This is a genomic window from Pseudoalteromonas sp. T1lg75, assembly GCF_002964705.1.
GTDB lineage: Bacteria > Pseudomonadota > Gammaproteobacteria > Enterobacterales > Alteromonadaceae > Pseudoalteromonas.
In genome coordinates, this window is sequence record NZ_PQCD01000005.1 from 87,932 (window position 1) to 107,581 (window position 19,650).

The 19,650-nt window shown below is 51.8% G+C and carries 14 protein-coding genes; 9 read left to right on the top strand and 5 right to left on the bottom strand.

Features of this window, described 5'->3' with window-relative positions; genetic code table 11:
- Entirely contained in the window at positions 1 to 1,509 is a 1,509-nt protein-coding gene (locus C2M36_RS01455; RefSeq protein ID WP_105188715.1) for a TnsD family Tn7-like transposition protein, read from the top strand.
- Entirely contained in the window at positions 1,506 to 3,119 is a 1,614-nt protein-coding gene (locus C2M36_RS01460; RefSeq protein WP_105188714.1) for a Tn7-like element transposition protein TnsE, read from the top strand. The genes C2M36_RS01455 and C2M36_RS01460 overlap by 4 nt, the downstream gene beginning before the upstream one ends.
- A gap of 280 nt (positions 3,120 to 3,399) precedes the next feature.
- Here C2M36_RS01460 and C2M36_RS01465 read toward each other — a convergent pair whose 3' ends face one another.
- Positions 3,400 to 4,056: a TetR/AcrR family transcriptional regulator gene (locus C2M36_RS01465; protein ID WP_105188713.1), complete on the bottom strand. Its 657-nt coding sequence runs from the start codon at positions 4,054 to 4,056 to the stop codon at positions 3,400 to 3,402.
- A 181-nt stretch (positions 4,057 to 4,237) separates the two neighbouring features.
- On the opposite strand from C2M36_RS01465, the gene C2M36_RS01470 reads away from it, so the two are divergent.
- From C2M36_RS01470 to C2M36_RS01480, 3 genes are read left to right on the top strand one after another with little or no spacing between them, the layout of a single operon-like run.
- Positions 4,238 to 5,722 carry an efflux transporter outer membrane subunit gene (locus C2M36_RS01470; RefSeq protein WP_105188712.1) on the top strand — a complete coding sequence of 495 codons (1,485 nt, stop codon included), beginning with the start codon at positions 4,238 to 4,240 and terminating at the stop codon, positions 5,720 to 5,722.
- Positions 5,719 to 7,275 (top strand): MFS transporter, encoded by a 1,557-nt coding sequence (locus C2M36_RS01475; protein ID WP_105188711.1) that lies wholly within the window; start codon positions 5,719 to 5,721, stop codon positions 7,273 to 7,275. Before C2M36_RS01470 ends, C2M36_RS01475 begins: the two co-directional genes overlap by 4 nt.
- 13 nt (positions 7,276 to 7,288) lie before the next feature.
- Complete coding sequence (locus C2M36_RS01480; RefSeq protein ID WP_105253403.1) at positions 7,289 to 8,323, top strand: HlyD family secretion protein; 1,035 nt, start codon at positions 7,289 to 7,291, stop codon at positions 8,321 to 8,323.
- 55 nt (positions 8,324 to 8,378) lie between these two features.
- On the opposite strand, the gene C2M36_RS01485 is transcribed toward C2M36_RS01480, so the two are convergent.
- A protein-coding gene (locus C2M36_RS01485) for an IS3 family transposase (RefSeq protein WP_105188710.1) occupies positions 8,379 to 9,541 on the bottom strand; the annotation gives its coding sequence in 2 pieces (ribosomal slippage) (positions 8,379 to 9,286 and positions 9,286 to 9,541; 1,164 coding nt in all).
- Between the two features lie 985 nt (positions 9,542 to 10,526).
- Entirely contained in the window at positions 10,527 to 11,969 is a 1,443-nt protein-coding gene (locus tag C2M36_RS01495; RefSeq protein WP_105253405.1) for a serine hydrolase domain-containing protein, read from the bottom strand.
- 414 nt (positions 11,970 to 12,383) lie between these two features.
- Here C2M36_RS01495 and C2M36_RS01500 point away from each other — a divergent pair, with 414 nt between their 5' ends.
- Positions 12,384 to 14,852, top strand: coding sequence for a cation-translocating P-type ATPase (locus tag C2M36_RS01500; RefSeq protein WP_105253406.1), 2,469 nt, complete (start codon positions 12,384 to 12,386; stop codon positions 14,850 to 14,852).
- 117 nt (positions 14,853 to 14,969) lie between these two features.
- Here the strand turns inward: C2M36_RS01500 and C2M36_RS01505 are convergent, their stop codons facing one another.
- Positions 14,970 to 15,470 (bottom strand): hypothetical protein, encoded by a 501-nt coding sequence (locus tag C2M36_RS01505; protein ID WP_105253407.1) that lies wholly within the window; start codon positions 15,468 to 15,470, stop codon positions 14,970 to 14,972.
- Positions 15,471 to 16,231: 761 nt separating this feature from the next.
- Between C2M36_RS01505 and C2M36_RS01510 the strand changes: the two genes are divergently transcribed.
- Positions 16,232 to 17,002, top strand: a complete 771-nt coding sequence (locus C2M36_RS01510) for a hypothetical protein (protein ID WP_105253408.1) — start codon at positions 16,232 to 16,234, stop codon at positions 17,000 to 17,002.
- Between the two features lie 141 nt (positions 17,003 to 17,143).
- On the opposite strand, the gene C2M36_RS01515 is transcribed toward C2M36_RS01510, so the two are convergent.
- Positions 17,144 to 18,586, bottom strand: a complete 1,443-nt coding sequence (locus tag C2M36_RS01515; RefSeq protein ID WP_105253409.1) for an amidohydrolase family protein — start codon at positions 18,584 to 18,586, stop codon at positions 17,144 to 17,146.
- A 223-nt stretch (positions 18,587 to 18,809) separates the two neighbouring features.
- Here C2M36_RS01515 and C2M36_RS01520 point away from each other — a divergent pair, with 223 nt between their 5' ends.
- Positions 18,810 to 19,043, top strand: a complete 234-nt coding sequence (locus C2M36_RS01520; RefSeq protein ID WP_105188704.1) for a TIGR02647 family protein — start codon at positions 18,810 to 18,812, stop codon at positions 19,041 to 19,043.
- Between the two features lie 161 nt (positions 19,044 to 19,204).
- Positions 19,205 to 19,576 (top strand): DUF3703 domain-containing protein, encoded by a 372-nt coding sequence (locus C2M36_RS01525; protein ID WP_105188785.1) that lies wholly within the window; start codon positions 19,205 to 19,207, stop codon positions 19,574 to 19,576.
- Positions 19,577 to 19,650: the final 74 nt, after the last annotated feature.

Here is a 19,650-nt window from a genome sequence, read left to right on the forward strand (position 1 = left end):
ATGCTGGGTTTCCCTCTGCCTTATTGCGACGAGCTTTTGTACAGCACCATCGCGAGGTACGGGATACACAGCGGCATAGTGTCGCCAAAAGAATTGCTGCAGGAAGTGTTTGGCGATACCAAGATTATTGCGACTCCTGATTTACCCGGTCATCTGACACGCATAGCAGACCTCTATCCTGAAGTGGTTGGAATCACGCCGGGCGACCTGCTTTATGAACATACCCTCTTTCCCCTTTACGCCCCATTTATCGGTGAAGAACGGCGCAGGTGCCTGACCCGTGAGCTCATGGCAAACAGAAAAAGTACGGTCCATCTCACGGCTGGAGTTGCGGCTTCTCGGATCAAACAACCTGCATTTCTCAGATACTGCTCAGGTTGCATAAAAGAACAGATCAACCTGTATGGGGAATGCTACTGGCGGAGAGACTGGCAGGTAGCCGGGGCTGAGAGTTGTCCGGTTCACGGTTTATTGGTCGAATCTGATATTCGTCGTCACGATATGCACAGGCATCTTTTCCAGGCCGCCAGTGAGAGTGCTTGCCCAGCGGTCGTACAGCAGCCCGGAAGCTGGCAAAGTGACCTGATGCTCAACAGCATAAGAGAATTGCTGAATCTTGGGAGCGTAGCTGTACCTGAGCTCTGCCAGTGGACCCAGTGGTATCGAAACCTGGCGGCTGATAACCATCTAAACAGAGGCACCCAAGTCCACCACGATTTGGTTGCTAACAGGATCGTCGAGTTCTGGGGAGAAAAGTGGCTTGGCCAGTACAGACTGTTGCCGAAGAGCGGTGAACCCTGCTGGTTGCGCAATATGTTCCGAAAGCACCGTAAGGCGTGCAGCTATCTCGAGCATTTGGTTGTACTCCATGCCTTATTGGAGCCAGGCTGGAAGCTGGCTGATGTCCTTCGAGTCGTTGTTGGGTTTAATCCGGCTGCAAAGGCTGTTAACGGGGTGTTGAAGGGGACGGATAAGGCCCAACTGAACGAATACCGAAACAAATGGCTGGCTGCAGTCGCACAGCATGGCACCAAGCATGCCCGCAGTCATGGATACGGGAGTATCTATGCCTGGCTCTACCGACGTGACAGAGACTGGTTAATGAAGACCAACGAAGCTCACAGAAAGCCGGAATATGAGCATCTGCCCAAGGTCAGTTGGGCTCAGCGGGACAGGCGAGCGGTCAGGAGGCTGATAGATCTTCGAGAGCAGAGCGAGGTGCAACTGGAAGCTCCCAGGCGATCGATGAACTGGTATTTAAATCAATTAGAGCACAAGGCAAGCGTTGAGAAACACCTGGATTTGCTACCTTTGTGTAGTTTGTTTTTTGCTCGGTACTGTGAAAGTATATTCGAATATCAAATAAGAAGAATCACCTGCACCGTCATACACATAACACGGGACGACGAGCCACTGAAACGCTGGCAGGTGCTGAGGGGAGCTGGCTTGAGCGAGCAGCGACTGACCGACCTGGCCCGTAGATTTCTTGAGGAGGTACTCGAAATTTGAACAGCAGCACCTACCTGAAAGGGTTCAAGGACGATACCTGGCTCAACGGGATTGGCGATTTTTTCTGCAGGATGGACGGAGTTAGGTGGGGGATCAACTTAAGCATCTACCCTAGCAAGGAGCATGGAAAGGATGCGATTTCTCTTTCCAATGCACCAATTTTGATACGCAAAAAAATCATCAATCCAACCAAAGACTATTACCGCAAAAATTACGAGATAACTTTTTCAGTACCCTCGGATCATGAATGGCGAATTGACACACTTGAGAACTGCCCGGCCATTGAACGGCGGTTGCATAAGGAAGCCAGGCAATATTGTTTCGTGTTCCACCACCCGGACGGTACCAGGATCTATCTTCCCCAGTTCGAACTGGCGAGGGCGCTCTTTTTTCACAATGGCTATCTGGCCCGCTCTTCGGTAATTCACGATGTATTGAACAATGAGTTTGCAGTTGAGTACGACAACGTGTGGGAAAGGGCCATCATCAACGTACTGGATACCTGCAATTGTCCGGCAGAGCTGTTTAATGATTACGGTTATCGCCGGGTACTTGCTTGGTTGCTGATGGATGAAGATGCCAGGCGTTCATACGATAGTATTGGCAATTACCAGCTGCGTAATGGAGCTGATGACGGGCAATACAGAGTATGGACCTTTCAGTTCGAACCTCCAGTACTGGAAGGTGCCAGCCTGAAGTTGAAAGGTAATTTTGACCCAGAAAGCCAAACGTTCTTGGTTTACGAGGTTACCAGCATAAGAAATATTCCCGCCAACTTACCTGAGCATATCGAGTTTTACAGTCCCAAGTTTTTCACTCGGGTCGCTGGGAAAGGTGTAGTAGCCGGCTCTGCTCTTGAGCGGCCGCCTGGGTATAACGTGGATGACGCGGCGGAAGGAAGCCGGGAAAACAAGCCGGTCATGATTCGAGAAAACACGACTGAGCTTGCGTTCAATCGTGTGGTGGAGACGTCGAAGATCAGCAAAAAGAGAAAGTCCACGGTGAAAGGCCACGAGAACGATGGTGAGCAGGGTGAAGTTTCCAAAGATGTCAGTACCGAAGAGCAAGGACCATACGGAGGTCTGATAAGCGCCGAATGGAACAATCTTGATGACCAAACTGATGATGCTTACCTGTATCTGAACAAATTCGAGAGCTACTTAAAAATGCTCGGATTACTTAGGGATAAATATGGCTTTAAGGTCAACACCGATCCACTGAGAAAGTTGCCGAATATTGGTAAATGCAAAAAGCATATATTGGAAACTGATCAAAATCCGAGGTGTATGTCGGTCGCCCATGTTACAGCAGGCCTCACAGGGTACTATCTGCTGGAAGTCGATACTTCAGATGCAAGCAAGGCCTTATCGACAAAAGTGATCTTGGCCAAGGCTATCGGCGACATAGAGCCCCACTTGTTTGAGATGGAAAAGCAGTTGCTTAAGGCATCTCTATCCTGGCCGAAGCAGCATTTGGATAACTTGGTCGGTGCAGAGAATCACACTTGGATTCCACACCAAAAGTCTGACAAGCCCGGAGCAATTACCGCAGAGGACATTGATAAGTGGGCTGAAAGGGTGTTTGTGAGGCTGATTTCTACAGAACAATAATCACACAATGCATCTCAAGAGGCACATGCAAAGCCTGGCTTAGCGGCACAAATTGAAGGCTCTGAGTTTGCAAGTTGTGCGCTTGCAGCCGGACATCGTGATTAGGCTATACCGGGTTTATCACATGCTTGGTATTTACCCGCCGCCAGCAGGCTCCTGATATAAGGACCGGTGGCCCTACTCCCCGCATTTTCCCGTGAAGTTGCCAATTACCTTCTCGATCCTGTGGTGCTGTCAGAGCAATTAGTTTTTGCCATCAAGTGTTTATGTTGATTCTGGTTTATTTATCACCGCCTCCGTAGGCACGCATAAATAGGGTCACTACATTGGTTACCCAAGTCTCTATCTGCGCTGCCGAGGGTGGGCTGTCCGGGTAAGTCAGGTACTGTAACTGCAGCTCGCTGCGGACCAGGTTTACAAACATACAGGCGACGGCCTCCAGACTGGTGTCACCAAAATTTACTTCACCGGACTGGCTGGCACCGGCTAACAGATCGGCAACCAGCCTGGCACTAACCTGCGGCCCGGCACGGTAAAATGTATGTGCCAGAGCAGGAAAGCGGGCGCTTTCGGCAATGGCAACACGATATAGTGCCAGTCCGGACGGGGAGAGCACCACATCCAGATAGGTCCGAGCCAGTATGCCCAGGGTTTCTTTCAGTCGCCCCGGCTGAAAGCGGATATTATGCAGGGCTCTGGTAAAAGCAGCGCACTCGGATTTGATCACGGCGGTAAAGAGCGCTTCCTTGTTGGTGAAGTGCGCATATACCGTTGATTTTGAAACCCCGGCTTCGCGCTGGATCATGTCGGTGGTGGCAGCACTGAAGCCATGGGCCAGAAATACCTTTCGAGCAGCCTGCAAAACCTTGAGTGCTTTACCACTAAGCTCGGTTTCACCCGAAAGGGAAACATGTTCGGTTAGGTTGCGTTGTTGCATCTGAATCGGCCTCTTGGCAATGATGTATATTCTTGACACTGTATCGAACTGTACGGTACAGTGCAAATTGTATCGCTATCCTGGTGCATCCCATCGTTCTTGGTGGGCAATGTTACCCGGATTATTTTTTTGCCACCAGTTCGAACCGATCGGTTCGAACTGAAGTGTTCGGTGAGCTTATATGACTCCACAATCGTTGTTACCTTCGCTGCGTAAATCCACGGTAGCGCTCAGTATACTGCTGCTTGCCGGCTGTGCGGTCGGCCCCCATTTTGTTCAGCCCGGCAACAGTCTGCCGGGAACGCCGTTATCGCCTCGGGATGATTACCGTCATATGCAGGAAACATCCGTAGTCAATGTGCCTGTGCAGTGGTGGGTACTGTTCAATGATCCGATATTAACCGAACTGCAGCAACGAGCCCAGGCCGGTAACCTGGGCCTGCAAATGGCGGCGGAACGCATAGAGCAAAGCCGCGCACAGCTGGGTATCACGTCGGCCCAGCTGTTGCCCGGTGCGGCGGGCAATGCGAGCTATTCCCGTGGCGGGCTCAGCCAGCACGGCCGGCTGGCCGCGCTGGGAGCACCGACCAGCGCCACCGGTTTCTGGCAACTCGGATTTGACGCCAGCTGGGAGCTTGATCTGTGGGGGCGAGCTCATCGAGCGCGCGAAGGGGCCACTGCCGCCCTTGAGGCGAGGGTATACGACCATGAGGCGACCCGGGTGGCATTGTCCGCTGAGGTGGCCCGTGTTTACCTGCAATTACGGGGCACCCAGGCCCAGCTGAACATTACGCAGAAAAATCAGGCGATTGCCGAGCGAGCCCTAGAACTGATCGAAAGCCGTGAACGCAATGGGGTAGCCACCGGCTTTGAGGTCGCGTCCGCTCGTGCGCAAGTGGCTACAGTCAAGGGCATGGTGCCTGCGCTCATTCAGCACAGAAACGCTTTGATGAATGCGTTGGCCTTACTGCTGGGAGAGCAACCGCGGGCATTCGACACCGAGTTGAAAAACGCCATGCCCCTGCCTTCATTGCCGAGCAAGGTGCCGATGGGGGTTCCATCCGAGCTGGCGCAGCGACGACCCGATATTCAGCGTGCCGAAGCCGAACTGCATGCGGCCACCGCCGCCATCGGCGTTGCCAGGGCTGATTTCTATCCCCGCATTGGCCTGGGAGCTCGAATTGGGGTAGAAGCCTTTGAATCCGACGACCTAGATAGTTGGGATTCCCGCTTTTTTTCCGTCGGCCCTACCGTTTATCTGCCCATCTTTGAAGGGGGGCGGCTGAAACAGCGACTAGCACTGAATGAGGCGAAACAAAAGCGCGTCGCGCTGGCCTACCGGCAAACGGTACTGCAGGCCTGGCACGAAGTGGATAACGCCTTGGATGCCTGGGCAGCACAACGCAGCCAGCACGCCAACCTGCAGGTGTCCTACGAGCAGAACATACAGGCGCTGAATGCCGCCGAGCGAGGCTACCAGCAGGGTGCGGTGGACTATTTGCGAGTACTGTCCGCACAGCGCAACGTGCTGGAGAGCGAATCCCGGCTCAATGACAATGCCACCGACGCCACCCTAGCGCTGGTGAACCTCTACAAATCACTAGGGGGCGGATGGGATCCGGACGCCCTGTCGATTGCGCCGTCATCCCTGGAGGCGGACCAATGAGCACGGTCGTAGTACAGCCGCCCGCAAGCTCGCCTGCTGTGGCGGCAAAGCCATCCGGGCGCGCGCTTGGTGGCCTGGTCGGCATTCTTGTCGCCGCCATGATGGCGGGGCTGAACAACCGCGTTGGTGCGCTGGCGCTGGCGGACGTGCGAGGGGCGTTGGGTTTTAGCCTGGACGGCGCCTCCTGGCTTACCACTGTGTATACCGCCGGTGAGCTCATCGCCATGCCCTTCGCCGCCTGGTTTGCCATTACGCTGTCCATACGGCGCTTTGAGCTGTGGATGATTGGCACCTGCGCATTATTGGCCTTGGTGATGCCCTTTATCCAGCGTCTCGATCTGTTGCTCGCCCTACGCTTCGTGCAAGGTGTCGCTAGCGGAACTATGATTCCCTTGCTGATGATGGCGGCATTGAAATTCCTTCCTGTCCATATACGGCTGCATGGTCTGGCGTTGTATGCACTGACGGCTACTTTCGCACCCAATGTGTCGATCTGGTTGGCTGGGCATTGGACTGACGGACTGCTCGACTGGCGCTGGGTGTATTGGCAGATCATACCCTTGGCCCTTATCGCAGGTGGGCTGATTGCCTGGGGGCTGCCGAAGGATGCCATTCAGACCGGGCGTTTCCGGCAAGCCAATTGGGTTGGCCTGGCACTGGGTGCGCCTGCGCTGGGCCTTATTGCGGTTGCTCTGGATCAGGGAGTGCGGCTGGATTGGCTTAACTCCCCCCTGATTGTCGTGTCATTGGTGGCTGGCTTCACTTTGCTGGGCGTCTATCTACTTACTGAATGGTACCACCCTTCTCCGTTCATCAAGTTGCAATTGCTGGAGCGGCGCAACCTGGGGCTGAACTGTACACTGTTTGTCTTTCTACTGGTAGTCATGAGCTCCGGGGTGATGTTGCCAATGCACTACCTCGGGCCATTACAGGATTACCGCCCCCAGCAGATAGCTCCCATTGGTTTGATTATCGCCTTGCCACAACTGATCTTTGGCTCAGTAGTAGCGGTCTTGCTGTACCAGAAATGGGTCGATGCTCGCTTCGTCTTCAGCCTTGGCCTGCTTTTGATTGCGCTGGCGTGTTTCTCGGGCAGTTGGCTTACTCCAGATTGGAATCGGGATCAGTTCGTGATGGTACAGATGCTGCAGGCACTCGGCCAGCCCATGGCGGTGGTATCAATGCTGTTTCTCGCCACCAGCGTGGTGCGGCCTGGCGAAGGTCCTTATGTGTCGGGAACCATTAATACGCTGCGTGCTCTCGGCTCATTGATAGGCGGTGCCGTGGTCGGGCAGTTCCTGACGGTTCGCGGACGCTTTCATGGGGAAATGTTGCTGGATCATGCCGCGCTAGCTGAGTCCTCTCTCTCATCGGTGCCTGAGCCGTCCCAGTTGATGGGCATTGTCGGCCAACAAGCATTGGTGCTGTCGGTGGCGGATGCCTATCGCGCCTTGGGGGTTCTGGCACTGCTCTTGATTCCTTTCGTGCTGCGGCTGACCTACATTCCTGCGCCTGACCTGAAGGCCAGTACTTCTTTATCATCATCTTCATAAGGAGCATTTCATCATGGCATTGCCAAAGAAAGCCAAAATCACCAGTGCAGTACTGCTATTGGCAGTCGCGATAGGCTGTGTGCTTTATCTCAATCGGCCAGAATCAAGCGCATCAAGTCAGTCCACAAAAGATGCTTATGTACAGGCAGACTTCACTTTTGTTGCCCCACAGATTGCTGGGAAGGTCGATCAGATATTCGTGGAGGAGAACCAGCAGGTGAAGGCAGGGGACTTGCTCGCGACCATTGACGATCGGGATTTCGTCGTCGCCGTGGATGCCGCTAAAGCACAAGTTTCCGGTGCTAACGCCAGTGTCGCCAGTCTGGAAGCTCGTCTGGCACAGCAGCAAAACGTGATACACCAAGCGCAGGCAGCCGTTGCCATGGATAAGGCCGAGCTAGTATTGGCGAGAGCTAACCACGAACGCTATCGCAACCTGGCCGCCGATGGTTCAGGTACTGTCCAAGCCATGCAACAGGCCCAATCACAGTTGAATATCCGTCTGGCGAGCCAAGAGAAGAACCAGGCGGGACTAAAAGCGGCCCAGCAGCAGGTGGCCATTCTGCAAGCTGAACTGGAAAAGGCCAAAGCAGCGCTAGCCCAAGCCCAGGCCGCTCAAGCCGCAGCGGAATTAAAATTGTCCTATACGCGTATCACGGCCCCAGTTGACGGTACCGTGGGACAGAAATCGGTTCGTGTCGGAGCCTTCGTCAATACCGGTACTCCACTGCTAGCAATCGTTCCACTTGATGCCGTCTATATCCAGGCGAACTATCGCGAAACGCAATTGGCTCATATCCAAATAGGACAAACGGTGGACATCAAAGTAGATGCCTTGCCCGGCGCCACCCTGAAAGGGACAGTAGAAAGTTTAGGCCCTGCTAGTGGGGTCAGCTACTCCGCCATTGCGCCACACAATGCAACCGGTAATTTTACTAAAATTGTGCAACGCCTTCCCTTACGCATTCGCGTGGATTCTGGTCAGCCTGAGGCGAATAAACTACGCGTGGGTATGTCTGTGGTGCCAACCATCCAAACCCGGAACTAATGAGACGTAAGAGTTGAGTTTGAACTTGCTGCTGCTCAGTGGCGATTTGTAGTGGTCAACTAATCCCGGACAGTAAATTAGACCGATTCTCGGCCTGAACCGGTGGCAAGCCGTCATTGTGTTGATGAGGGCGCTGCCGGTTGTCGTAGTTCATCAGGTAATCACCGATGTCTCTTTTGGCTTCCGTCATGGACGGATAACCGGTCGCTGGCACCCATTCCGTTTTCAGGCTGCGGAACAGTCTTTCCATCGGGGCATTGTCCCAGCAGTTACCCCGACGGCTCATGCTCTGTGTTATGCGGTAACGCCACATCCGTTGCCTGAACAAGCGGCTGGTATATTGGCTGCCCTGGTCTGAGTGGAACAGCAGTCCTGATGGTTGTCCCCGCAGCTCGTAAGCCATGTCCAGCGCCCTGGCTGCCAGCTCGGCATCCGGGCGATGAGAGAGTGCCCAGCCGACCACTCGACGACGGTACAGGTCCATAACGGTAGCCAGATAACACCAGCGGCTGCCGGCCCAGATATAGGTGATATCCCCGCACCAGGATTGATTCGATGCGGCGGGCGTAAACTCGCGATTCAGCCTGTTTGGGATATCTGGCCGTTCAACCGTGGACGTTTTATAGGCGTGAGAGCCGGGTTGCTTGCATATCAGCCCCAGCTCCTTCATCAGACTTCTCACCCGGTAACGGCCCACCTGATGGCCTTGCTCTCGCATCATCAACATCAAGGTGCGACTGCCCGCAGACGACCGGCTGGCCGTAAACAAACGGTTCACTTCACACCGCTCCCTGAGGTGTTGCACATTCACGATACGTTTGCGTTTCAGGTAGTCATAAAAGCTGGATGGAGCGACACCAAACACGCAGCAGACCAGTTCAACCGATTCCTGCCCTCTCAACTGGTCTATCAGCGCGTACGTTCGAGTTCGTCCTGCATCAAGAGAGCGGTGGCCTTTTTTAATATGGCTTTCTCTCGCTCCAGCCGGTTGATACGTGCTTCCAGCTCCTGTATCCGCTGTTGCTCCGGTGTCAGGGCCTTGCTGGCTGGTGTGGTGCCTTTGCGCTCTTGCTTAAGCTGCTGGACCCAGCGTCTGAGGATGGTCTCACCGACATCCAGCGAGCGGCCGGCCTCGGCGATGGAGTAACCTTGGTCAAGCACCAGACTGGCAGCTTCAAGTTTGAATTCGGATGAGAAAGAACGTCGTTTTCTGGTCATGGAACACCTCTTGTTACGGTGGTGACTGTACCACCTTAAATGGTGTCCGGGAGCATTAGACCACTACACCTCGATAACACGGCCGATCCCCATAGATTTAGTATGAGACTTTATTACTTATAATTAAGGCTTTAACAACTAAATTTGTCTGATGAGTATGATACTTTTTTCAAAAATGACTTGAATCCCAAGCCACAGAGTCCGCTGTACATGGATTTTAAGTATGAAACTTTATTACTCTCCCACATTTTTGTCGGAGAGGAATAAAGTTTCATACCGATATTGAGCAAAAAGCCGACTTTACGTCGGCTTTTTAGTGCTTAGGACAATCTAGGGAATATGCGACGCATCGAGAATGAACTGGTTGTAAACTCTAATTACGGATGCAACTAATTAGGGGGAGGTTTACAAATTCATCTAAGTCTACTTTGAAGGCTACTTACATAAAAAATCCTCATATTTTACGAGGCCTTAGTCTATCTAACTAGTGCGTTAGTCTTTTTTCGTCGTGGATTCATCATACATCACAACACCAATCGAAAGTAAGAATGAACTTGGCACGATAATAAGTAAAGCGACACCTAAATTCTTAACACTTATCAGTGTCACATCTCCACCCAAAAATACTTTCAATAATGATATTAAAAGTATTGCGACGATAAAAAATAACGTAACTTTACATACCTTAGACCAGAAGTTGCTCATACTCATCCTCTAACATCTATTTTCTGTTGTAGTACAACTATCGTTATATACATTAGTGACTGTTGTACTTATTACATCTGAAACTGTCTCAGTAGCGGCCCACCAACTCCATATTTTTTCATGGTATTGTCGGAAAGGAATAAAGTTTCATACTAAGTATTAAAGTATCACACTGGGTAATAGAGTTTCATACCGATTTTGAGCAAAAAGCCGACTTTACGTCGGCTTTGTCATTTGGTGTGAATGGGCTCCCGCATTCACCTGTTGCGCCACATAATTGCTATTTTATATGGCTGTATTTCAACGAGCCGTTAGTCAGTGAATACGCCTGATCTCCAGTTGGTGAAAAGGATATCGGGCGCTCTAATGCGCCGAAGTTGGCGTAGTATTGCTCCTCATTTTTCAGCAAGGTGCCCGTCAATTCGCCCCATTTCACTTTTACCTGCCCTTTATCTACATAGAAGTGCATATTTGGCCAGGCCTCATTGTTGTTATAAGTGCCCAATAAATCTGGGTTTAAGGCTTCTCCCCGTACTATGTGTGAAAGATCGGGGGCGCTTGCGCGTTCTTTTTCTATAGACTTGGTTAAACGCTCCTTTTCTGCAGTAAGGTTTTGTTGGGCGTTGTCTTTTTTTAGCAGGGTGTTATACGCAAAGTTAGCCATTACGTGAGGTAAGACATATGCGGTGTCCAGATTGGTCATGGCAATGATCCCCAGCTTCTGCTCGGGCATAAACGACACGTGGACGCTATATCCGCCATAATTGCCAAACCGGGTTAATAGTCGCTCTCCATTGTAGCTGGCACTATCCCAGCCCAAGGTATAGCCGTCGCGGCTATAAGTGAAATACTCTTTACTCTGTTTAACCTGCGTATTGTGTAACGCTGTAAAAATATCGTGGTCGGCCAGGGGCGAGTAATCCCGGTTAATATTTGCTTTTAGCCAGATTGCCATATCTCCCATGGTGGAAACGACGCCGCCGGCAGGGTGCATGGTTTTATCAACCTTGTGGTGCCCATATGCAAAAACGTTCCCATTGCGAGCGCTGGTAATTCCCGGCAGGATAGTCTTCACCTCACTGATGCGAGTTGTGGTGTTGTGCATGCCAAGTGCAGAGAAAAGGTGCTCATCCATCAGTTCACTCCAGCTTTTTTCGAGTTTTTCTTCGGCTATCATGCTGGCAACGATAGGTCCTGTATTGGAATACCTGAAGGAGTAGTCAGGGGCAACCAGAACCTTGTTATTGAGAGAAGCAACAAGGTCTACCTGGTCTTCGAATCCTAAAAATGCGGTTTTAAACGAATGTTGAACACTGGTAAAACCGGCGGTGTGGGTCAGCAGCTGCTTAATTGTTATTGCTGAGGTGTCGACTTTCGGTGTGGCTATCGGGTTTGCATCATAAGTGCCGAGAGGAGCGTTTAGATCTAGCTGGCCTTGGTCTGCTAAAATCGCAAATAGCGTACTGGTCATTGCCTTTGTATGTGAGGCAAGCAGAAAGGGGGTATCCGCAGTGAAGGCTTTATTTTCTTTCGTATAACCGGTGAACAGTACAAGTCCATTCTGATCTACGACAGCCAGCATATGGGTCCCTACTAATTTGTTTTCGGTCGCAAGTTGCTTAATCGTATTACTGATTGTTGTTTTATCCTCTTCGCTCATTCCTATGCTGGAGAAGCTTGTTATCGACAGTAAAAGTGCCCCGATAATGACGTTGCCCTTCATAAAAGCGTTCCTTTTTATAAGTTTTTAGAGGCTTAACTAAGCAAACCTTGTTCCAATGTTAATGCTTTGATTTGTATGGATAAAATTAATGTAAAAAATGACCGAGTGCAGAAAAGTATAATATTCGGTCATTTTTGTTAACTTTTGGCTTTTTTGAAAGAAGCAGGCGTTACGGCACTTGTTCTTGATGAGGACGAGTGAATGTTTCACTAAGACACTTCCCCTAAAGTAGGAATAACCAAGCCAGCCACTTTATATTCGGTACCGTTTGATTTTCATCGAGTTGTTCAAATCATGCTTCTACCCAATCCCTTTGCGATAGCGCAGCATCCAACCGGGCTGATGTTTCCCTATCGCCCCTTTATAAAGCGGCCTATATTTAGTGGGTTATGAACCTGAGCCAAGAGCGCCGCTATGCAACGCACAATTCCTCCCGAGAGACTGGATGACTTGAAAAAAGTCGGCTCTGGGCTCGATGGTGAGGAAGTAACGCAACGGCGCATGCGCTATGGCGATAACCGCATTGCCGAGCAGGTCAGCGGCGGCCTCAGGGCTTTGATTATCGACACCATTAAAGATCCTATGCTGTGGTTTTTACTGATCACCAGTGGCCTGTTTGCTGTCACTGGCGAATTGACCGAAGCCGGCATTTTGTTGCTGGCCCTGATACCCTTTCTTGGCATGGATGCTTACCTTCATCGGCGCACTCAAGCTTCTACCCAAAGCCTGGGGCGTCGTCTGGCTTCCCTGGCGCGGGTTGTGCGCTTAGGAGGAGAGCAAATTATTCCCTCCGTGGAGCTGGTACCCGGTGACCTGGTGCTTTTAGACCCCGGCGACTCGCTGCCGGCGGACGGAGTATTCGTTGGCGTGCAGCAGCTTCAGGTCGATGAGTCAACCTTGACCGGGGAAGCCTTCCCTGTACACAAGCTGGCACTGCAAGAGCCGGACAAGCTAAAGGCGACCGAGCGGGTTGCGGCGACGCACTGGGGATATGCCGGCACCCGTGTACTGACCGGCTCGGGCCGCATGCTGGTAACCCATACCGGGAAAGGTACCTTGTACGGTGAAATCATTCAGTCGGTGCTCCACGGCGGTCATCAGCGCACACCCTTGCAACTGGCCGTGGCCGAGCTGGTTAAGGTGCTGCTTATTATCGCCAGTGTTATTTGTGTACTCTTGGCCGGAACCCGCCTTTACCAGGGGCATGGCCTCATCGATGCGCTGCTGAGCGGGCTGACCCTGGCCGTAGCGGCGCTGCCGGAAGAGTTTCCCGTGGTGCTCACCTTCTTTCTCGGGGTGGGAGTGTATCGTCTGGCGCGTCGTCAGGCCTTGGTGAGGCGTGCCGTTGTGGTAGAGAACATAGGCCGGGTTTCTTGTATCTGTACGGATAAAACGGGCACCTTAACCGAGGGGCGCCTGCAACTCGCGCATCACTACGCGGTCGGCGACATCGACGAAACACGGCTGCTGCAGATTGCTGCCTATGCATCCCGAGCAGACAGCGGCGACCCTATGGATCAGGCTATCCTCGTATCAGGTGCTCCACTGGATCATGCTGTATTACATACCTTTCCCTTTACCGAAGCTCGCAAGCGCGAGACGGCGGTGATTAGGGAAGAAACAACGAAGCTCATAGCGGTCAAAGGTGCGCCGGAAACCATATTGGCCCTGTGCGATCTTGGTGGGACTGATTTAGAGCTGTGGCAACAGCAGGTCGAAAAGCTGGCGGGAACCGGGCACAAGGTGATCGCCTGCGCCTGGCAAGAGTTGGATGACCAGGCCCAGTGCGATCAAGAGCCCGAGCAGGGTTTTACGTTGGCCGGGCTGCTGGCGTTTGAAGACCCACTTCGCGACGGTGTAAAAGAAGCCGTGGAGATCTGTCAGCAAGCGGGAATTCGGGTCATTATGGTGACAGGGGATCATCCTGCTACGGCGACCGCCATTGCCAGCGAAATAGGCCTGCATCAGGGGAAGCCCAGGGTGATAGAAGGGGAAGCATTGGCAAGCAGTCTAACTAACCAGGATAGCCGAGTGTTGGATGGGGTTGATGTGATCGCACGCGCCGTGCCCGCGCAAAAACTGGCGTTGGTGCGCGCCCTTAAGCAAGGTGGCGATATAGTGGCGGTTACGGGAGACGGGGTAAACGACGTGCCGGCCATTCAGTCGGCGGATATCGGCATTGCCATGGGCGAGCGCGGTACCCGCAGTGCCCATGAGGCCGCGGCGATTATTTTACTCGACGATAACTTTCGCAGCATAGTGCAGGCGATCGCCGAGGGGCGCCAGCTCTTTAACAATCTACGCCTGAGTTTTGAATACCTGCTGCTGGTCCACATTCCCTTGGTTTTAACCGCCGCGGTCATCCCTTTTCTCGGATATCCCGTTCTTTATCTGCCGATACATATCGTTTGGCTGGAGATGATCATTCATCCCACGGCCTTGCTGGTGTTTCAAAACAGTGCCGATACCTCGCACCTAGCCCCCGCTCAAGCCCATGGGCCGGCCCGGTTTTTCTCACGGCGACACTGGGGCGTCATTGTGTTCAGCGGGGTTGTTTTTACCTTGCTGATCACCTTTGCCTATATCCGCAGCCTTGGGACGATACAAGATGTGGAGCATGCCAGAGCCATGGCCCTGGTTGCGCTGACCAGCGTCAGTGCCGGTATTACCATTGCCCTGAGCAGGCTGCGTACCCTGGCGTCCCGGGTTTTGGTGGTCTTCACCATGCTGGTCAGTGTTTTGCTGATTCAAGTCCCGGCATTGGCCGACTTGCTACACCTGTCGCCCCTGCACCTGGACGACTGGCTGCTAGCCATGGGCAGCGGATTTATCGCCGCAGCGATCCCTTTTATGCTGACAAGTCGGTCGAGAACAGGAGCCTGATAAGTAAACAAGAATAATTAGGCAGCTTCCCTTGGCCCGGAGGCCTAGTAATGACTGCGGCGCTGGCTATCGGCCTGACCTGCGGCAAGAGGCAACAGAAAGTGCGCATACGCACAGTTAAGCGTTATCCTTATCCTGGCGCTGTTTAAAGTGCTCGATCACCGCTTTGACGCGCGCTTCAATGCTCTGTTCATCTTCCGGCATGGTGATATCGCCATTGGGCAGAGTAATGATGCGTTCCCGGACCGTCAAGGGCGTAAGTGTGCTATTGGCTTTGGTCGGTTGCCATGATTGATACGCATAGTCCATATCCAGTAAGTCTTGCTGGGTGATTAAGTTCGCGGGAAGGGTTTCGACTAAGCGCAGGTTGCGGGCGTAACCATTGGAATCTATCTCATAATCGAATATCAGCACGCTGAGGCCATCGGTTACTAACTTATTTCTGGCCTTTTTTGCTGTGTTGGTGAGTCTAAATGTGTTGTCTGCGGGCTGCCAATAGTCAAACTTTCCAAAATAGCCCACATCGATTGGCTCCTGTGCATAGTAAGCGTCTTCAGGGATGGATTTACAGGAAATAAGCAAGGCGGTGGCAGCGAAGCAAGCGATAAGTCGGAGCATAGTTTATAAAACCTATTTATTTTTATTAGAAATCGTTGTTTTTAAGGCGTTATAACTGGCAGTGATTGGCCGAGAAAAAAGCGATTACTTTGGGTTGCTAGTCACTCAAACATAGGGAGAGTTGGTGGTTAACTCAAGACCCAAAATTGTACAAAAGTGTCGCAAAGCGGTGCTTAATGCGGCTTTGCTAATGGGAATGAGTCGAAGGCGTTAAAAAAACGCTTGCAGCTTTTGAGAAGAAAACCGGTCACGGTTGTCTGGTGTCAAGGGCAAGTGTGGGCAGAGGTTTCGCTATATAATGAAATAGCAGTAAATTTATAAGGCAAGCTAATAAAATAGGTGGTGTTTAAAAAATTAAATTACGCAGAGCGATAAATTTATTTTTCCTTTTCTGTTGCCTGAACAAACTGAATCAGTGACCTTGAAGGGGATAAAATAAAACAGATAAATAACAATGCGTTAATTTTTTAGGTGGAGGGCGCTTGAAAGCTCATTTGGCGCTTCGAAATTCAAAAAGATCTGAAAAGATAGTAAGTAACTTCCGATAAATCAAAAAAATTTTTTATATTCCTTGTTTTTCTCACCCTTAAGAATGAATTTTTACTTGCAATCCCTTTAAATTGACTAAAATGTTTAGACCACATTTTTAACCAGAACGGTTATGTGGAGTACCGCAGTAGCAAGGTATTGAAGATCCCATAGTAGTTTTATGGCTCACAGTTATTAATCAAAAACTATGGTTTACAAACCAGGGAGTTCACATGAAATTAAACACTCTACTACTCGCCGTATCCATCGCAAGTTCTGCTTTTTCCGCTCATGCCGCCGGTAATGCATCGGCCAAGTTTGCGGCTGCTTGGAATGATGAACCTATAAAATTAGAGTCTATTGCCAGTACCACTCCGCCAGCGGATGGTGAGGAGCTGCCTCCTCACGAAAGACATGGGTATCTGCTGACCACCATCAAGGTGCCTCAAGACAAAGAGTTATTGGTCGGTGTGTCTGCGGAAATCGGCCTAGTCACGGATACCACTGTAAAAGGTAAAGATGGCGCAGCGGCAAAAGCCGTAGCGGGTGCCAGCGTTGAGGTGGAACTTGTTGCAGTTAAAGCAGGCACTGAGATCACTGCAGCCCCTGGTCCTGTGATGCTGTCTAAGCGTGTGCAGGAGCTGAGTGCCACCTTGGGTGGCGTGCTTGAGACCTGCACCGACCTTCCTGGTGATGACGGTTTACCTGATGGCACAATCGATGTGGCTACTGAGTGTACAACAACTGACGAACAAATTGGTTTAATGCAAGACACCCTAGCTTCTCACCACTTTAACTTCATTTTGCCTAATATGGATGCAGGCATCTATGAAATCAGAGCGAAGTTTTCAACTAGCGCCTCGGCGGCAGTGGAAGTTGACGGTGATACAGCCTCCGCTGATTCTGCGGCAAAAGCTCTTGTAGGTAAGACCATGGTGACCGTACAGCAAGTACGTGCGGTTAAAGGTAGCCTGGCTGATGTGGACATAGTGGAAAACAACTAAGGCAAACAGATGCCAAGGATAATGACTGCCTGCCTAGCAGGCGGTCATTGGGCTCAAACAATGTTTTGGGCATTGGTTAAAGCCATCAGCTGTTCGAGCTGATGGCTTTTTTTATTGCTTGTTGTTTAAACGCCGCAGCCCTTATTGAGCTTGTGCTGTAGCAACCTTGGCCTTCGCCGCATCGAGCATGGCTTGCAGTGCGGCGCTGTTATAGACCTGGCCACGGCTGATCAGGGTGCGGATATCACGGGTGTGACTGATATCTTCAAGCGGGTTGCTGCCAAGCAGCAGTAGATCGGCTTTTTTGCCCGCTTCCACGGCACCATATTCAGCTTCTTTACCCAGCCATTTTGGTCCCGTAAGTATCGCGCTTTGCAAGGCGCGCAGTGGGCTGAGACCGCCGTCGACATAAATGGCGAGCTCGTCATGCAATGCCTTACCCGGATAAATATAAGAATTGAGATAACCCGTGTCCGTACCGGCCATAATGGTCACTCCGGCTTGGTCGAGCAGGGGAAGAAGGTCCCGAGTGGCGCGAAAGCGGGCTTTGCGTTCGGTGATCTCATTGGCATCGGCGGCGGCCTTTTGTGCCGCACGCTTAACCCGCCAACTGTAAGTGGCCTTAAGGCCTGGGCCGAGTAAATCGAGCTCCGGGTCATTCAGGTGATCGTCTTCGTCGATAAAGGCGATAATCTGGCTGCCTATCAGGGTAGGCACGACCGCGGTGTCGTTTTCGGCCAGGACACGGTATTTGCTTAGCGCAGTTTGCTCATCAAAATTGGCGCGAATAATGGGCAGGGCACTCCAATAACTCAGTTCGCCGCTACGCACCTCGGCGGAAATTTCTGCTTCATTGCGGGCACCGGCTTTTAGCAGGTAAGGCATGTGTTCAATGCCATCAAGGCCGGCGTTAGACACATGGGTGACCGAGAGCGCAAAGGGGATATGGCCGCTGATCGGCAGGCCGCGTTTTTTTACTTCCTGCACGGCCTTCAGGTAGAGCTCGGGGGTCAGGGCACTGTCGGTGATCTTAATAAAGTCGACGTCCATGGCCTCAAGTTGATCCAGGGCTGCATTCATTTCTGCCTCGGTTTCTACCTCCAGGTCGCCGGCCCAGATTGAGTTCTTCCCTTCTAGCTTGGGGCCCGAGGTAAACAGGGTTGGCCCGAGTAGTTCATTGTTATTTATCGCCGCCCGCCAGGTGAGCACTGAATCGCTGATATCGGCGGCGGCATCACGCACCGCGGTCACGCCATAAGCCAGGTACAGAGGTAATAAATCTTGGTTCTCAGCAATCAGCTTTTCGCCGCCACCAAAGTGCACATGCATATCCCACAGGCCCGGCATAATATACTGGTCTGTGCCATCGAGCTGGGTGGTGGCATTAATATGCTCGGCATCTTTGCCTACCCAGATAATTTTATCGCCGCGGATTGCTACCTGCCGATCGGCATCAATGTTGCCGGTTCGCACATCGATAATATCCACTTGGGAAATAAGCACATCGGCCTGCAAGGGCTCGGGAGTGCTGTTGCAGGCACTCACTAGCAAGGTGGCGCACAGCGCCGGGAAAAGTTTTTTCATCGTTATCTCCTCATTTTTACTGAGACTAACAGCGGTGCCCAGTTGCCAACAGTCGGATGCGATAAAGCGGGGCTGGGTGCCGATGAATCAGCAAGCAGGATGCGGGCAATCAAGCCCATGGCTTATATTGAAATACGAAAATATGATTTGCCGCAGGGCAAAATTTGTTGCATCGTCTAGCATTAATACAAGCGTGATAATAAAAGCAACAAAGGAAAATAATATGCGTATAAATCAAGCCATGGTAGACGAGATGGAGTTGCTGGCTAAGTTTCCTCGCGCCAGCCATATGCAGGGCATTAAGGTGCATAGTGATGCCGATGAGGCTATGCGCGAAGCGGCACGACGCCTGTATGAAAAGGGGATTACCGATAGCCCGGATGGCGGCTACCTAACCGATCTGGGACTGGATTTGGTTAACCACCTCGACACCTTACACAGTGCATTAAATTGTTAATGCCCTAATCTCTGAATGACCGAGGCAGCAAGCCCTTGCTGCCTGCTTCCCTTGCTCAGGCTTCGTGTCTTCAGGCTGCTGCACATTGAGTCCACAAAACCCTTGCCTTGGAGTTAACACTAAGGTTTATGCTGGTGAAATTCTTACCACAGGAGCACAGCATGAACTTTACCCAAGCAATTCGTTTTTCCGTCCTGCGTGAGTTGGCACAGGCGCGCAGAGCCCGTCGGCTAGCCTTCAGTGCGCAAGAGTTTACGCATTTGGAGAATGCCCATGTGCTAGGGCAGGAGTCCACCTATTGGCATACCTACACCCATTGGCGGATGCTGGTGTGGGGTTGGCAACACAAAGTGTATCCCGAGGTGGCGGGGCAGGTTTTACGTATTGTTGGCGCCCTGAGCAAAACCGCCATCGGTTTATTGCCAACGGGCAACACAGGGGGCGCTAATGTAAGCCCATTTAAGCCCATGCCACTTTCATCCGAGTGTGCTCAGGCCATAGCGCAGGCCAAGTCGCGATGCGCTAAGGGCTAGGTTAAACTGCTGGTGTGGACGCGCCGTTAATAACCGTTAAGTAGGACGGTTGCGATCTTAAATGCAGATGTCCT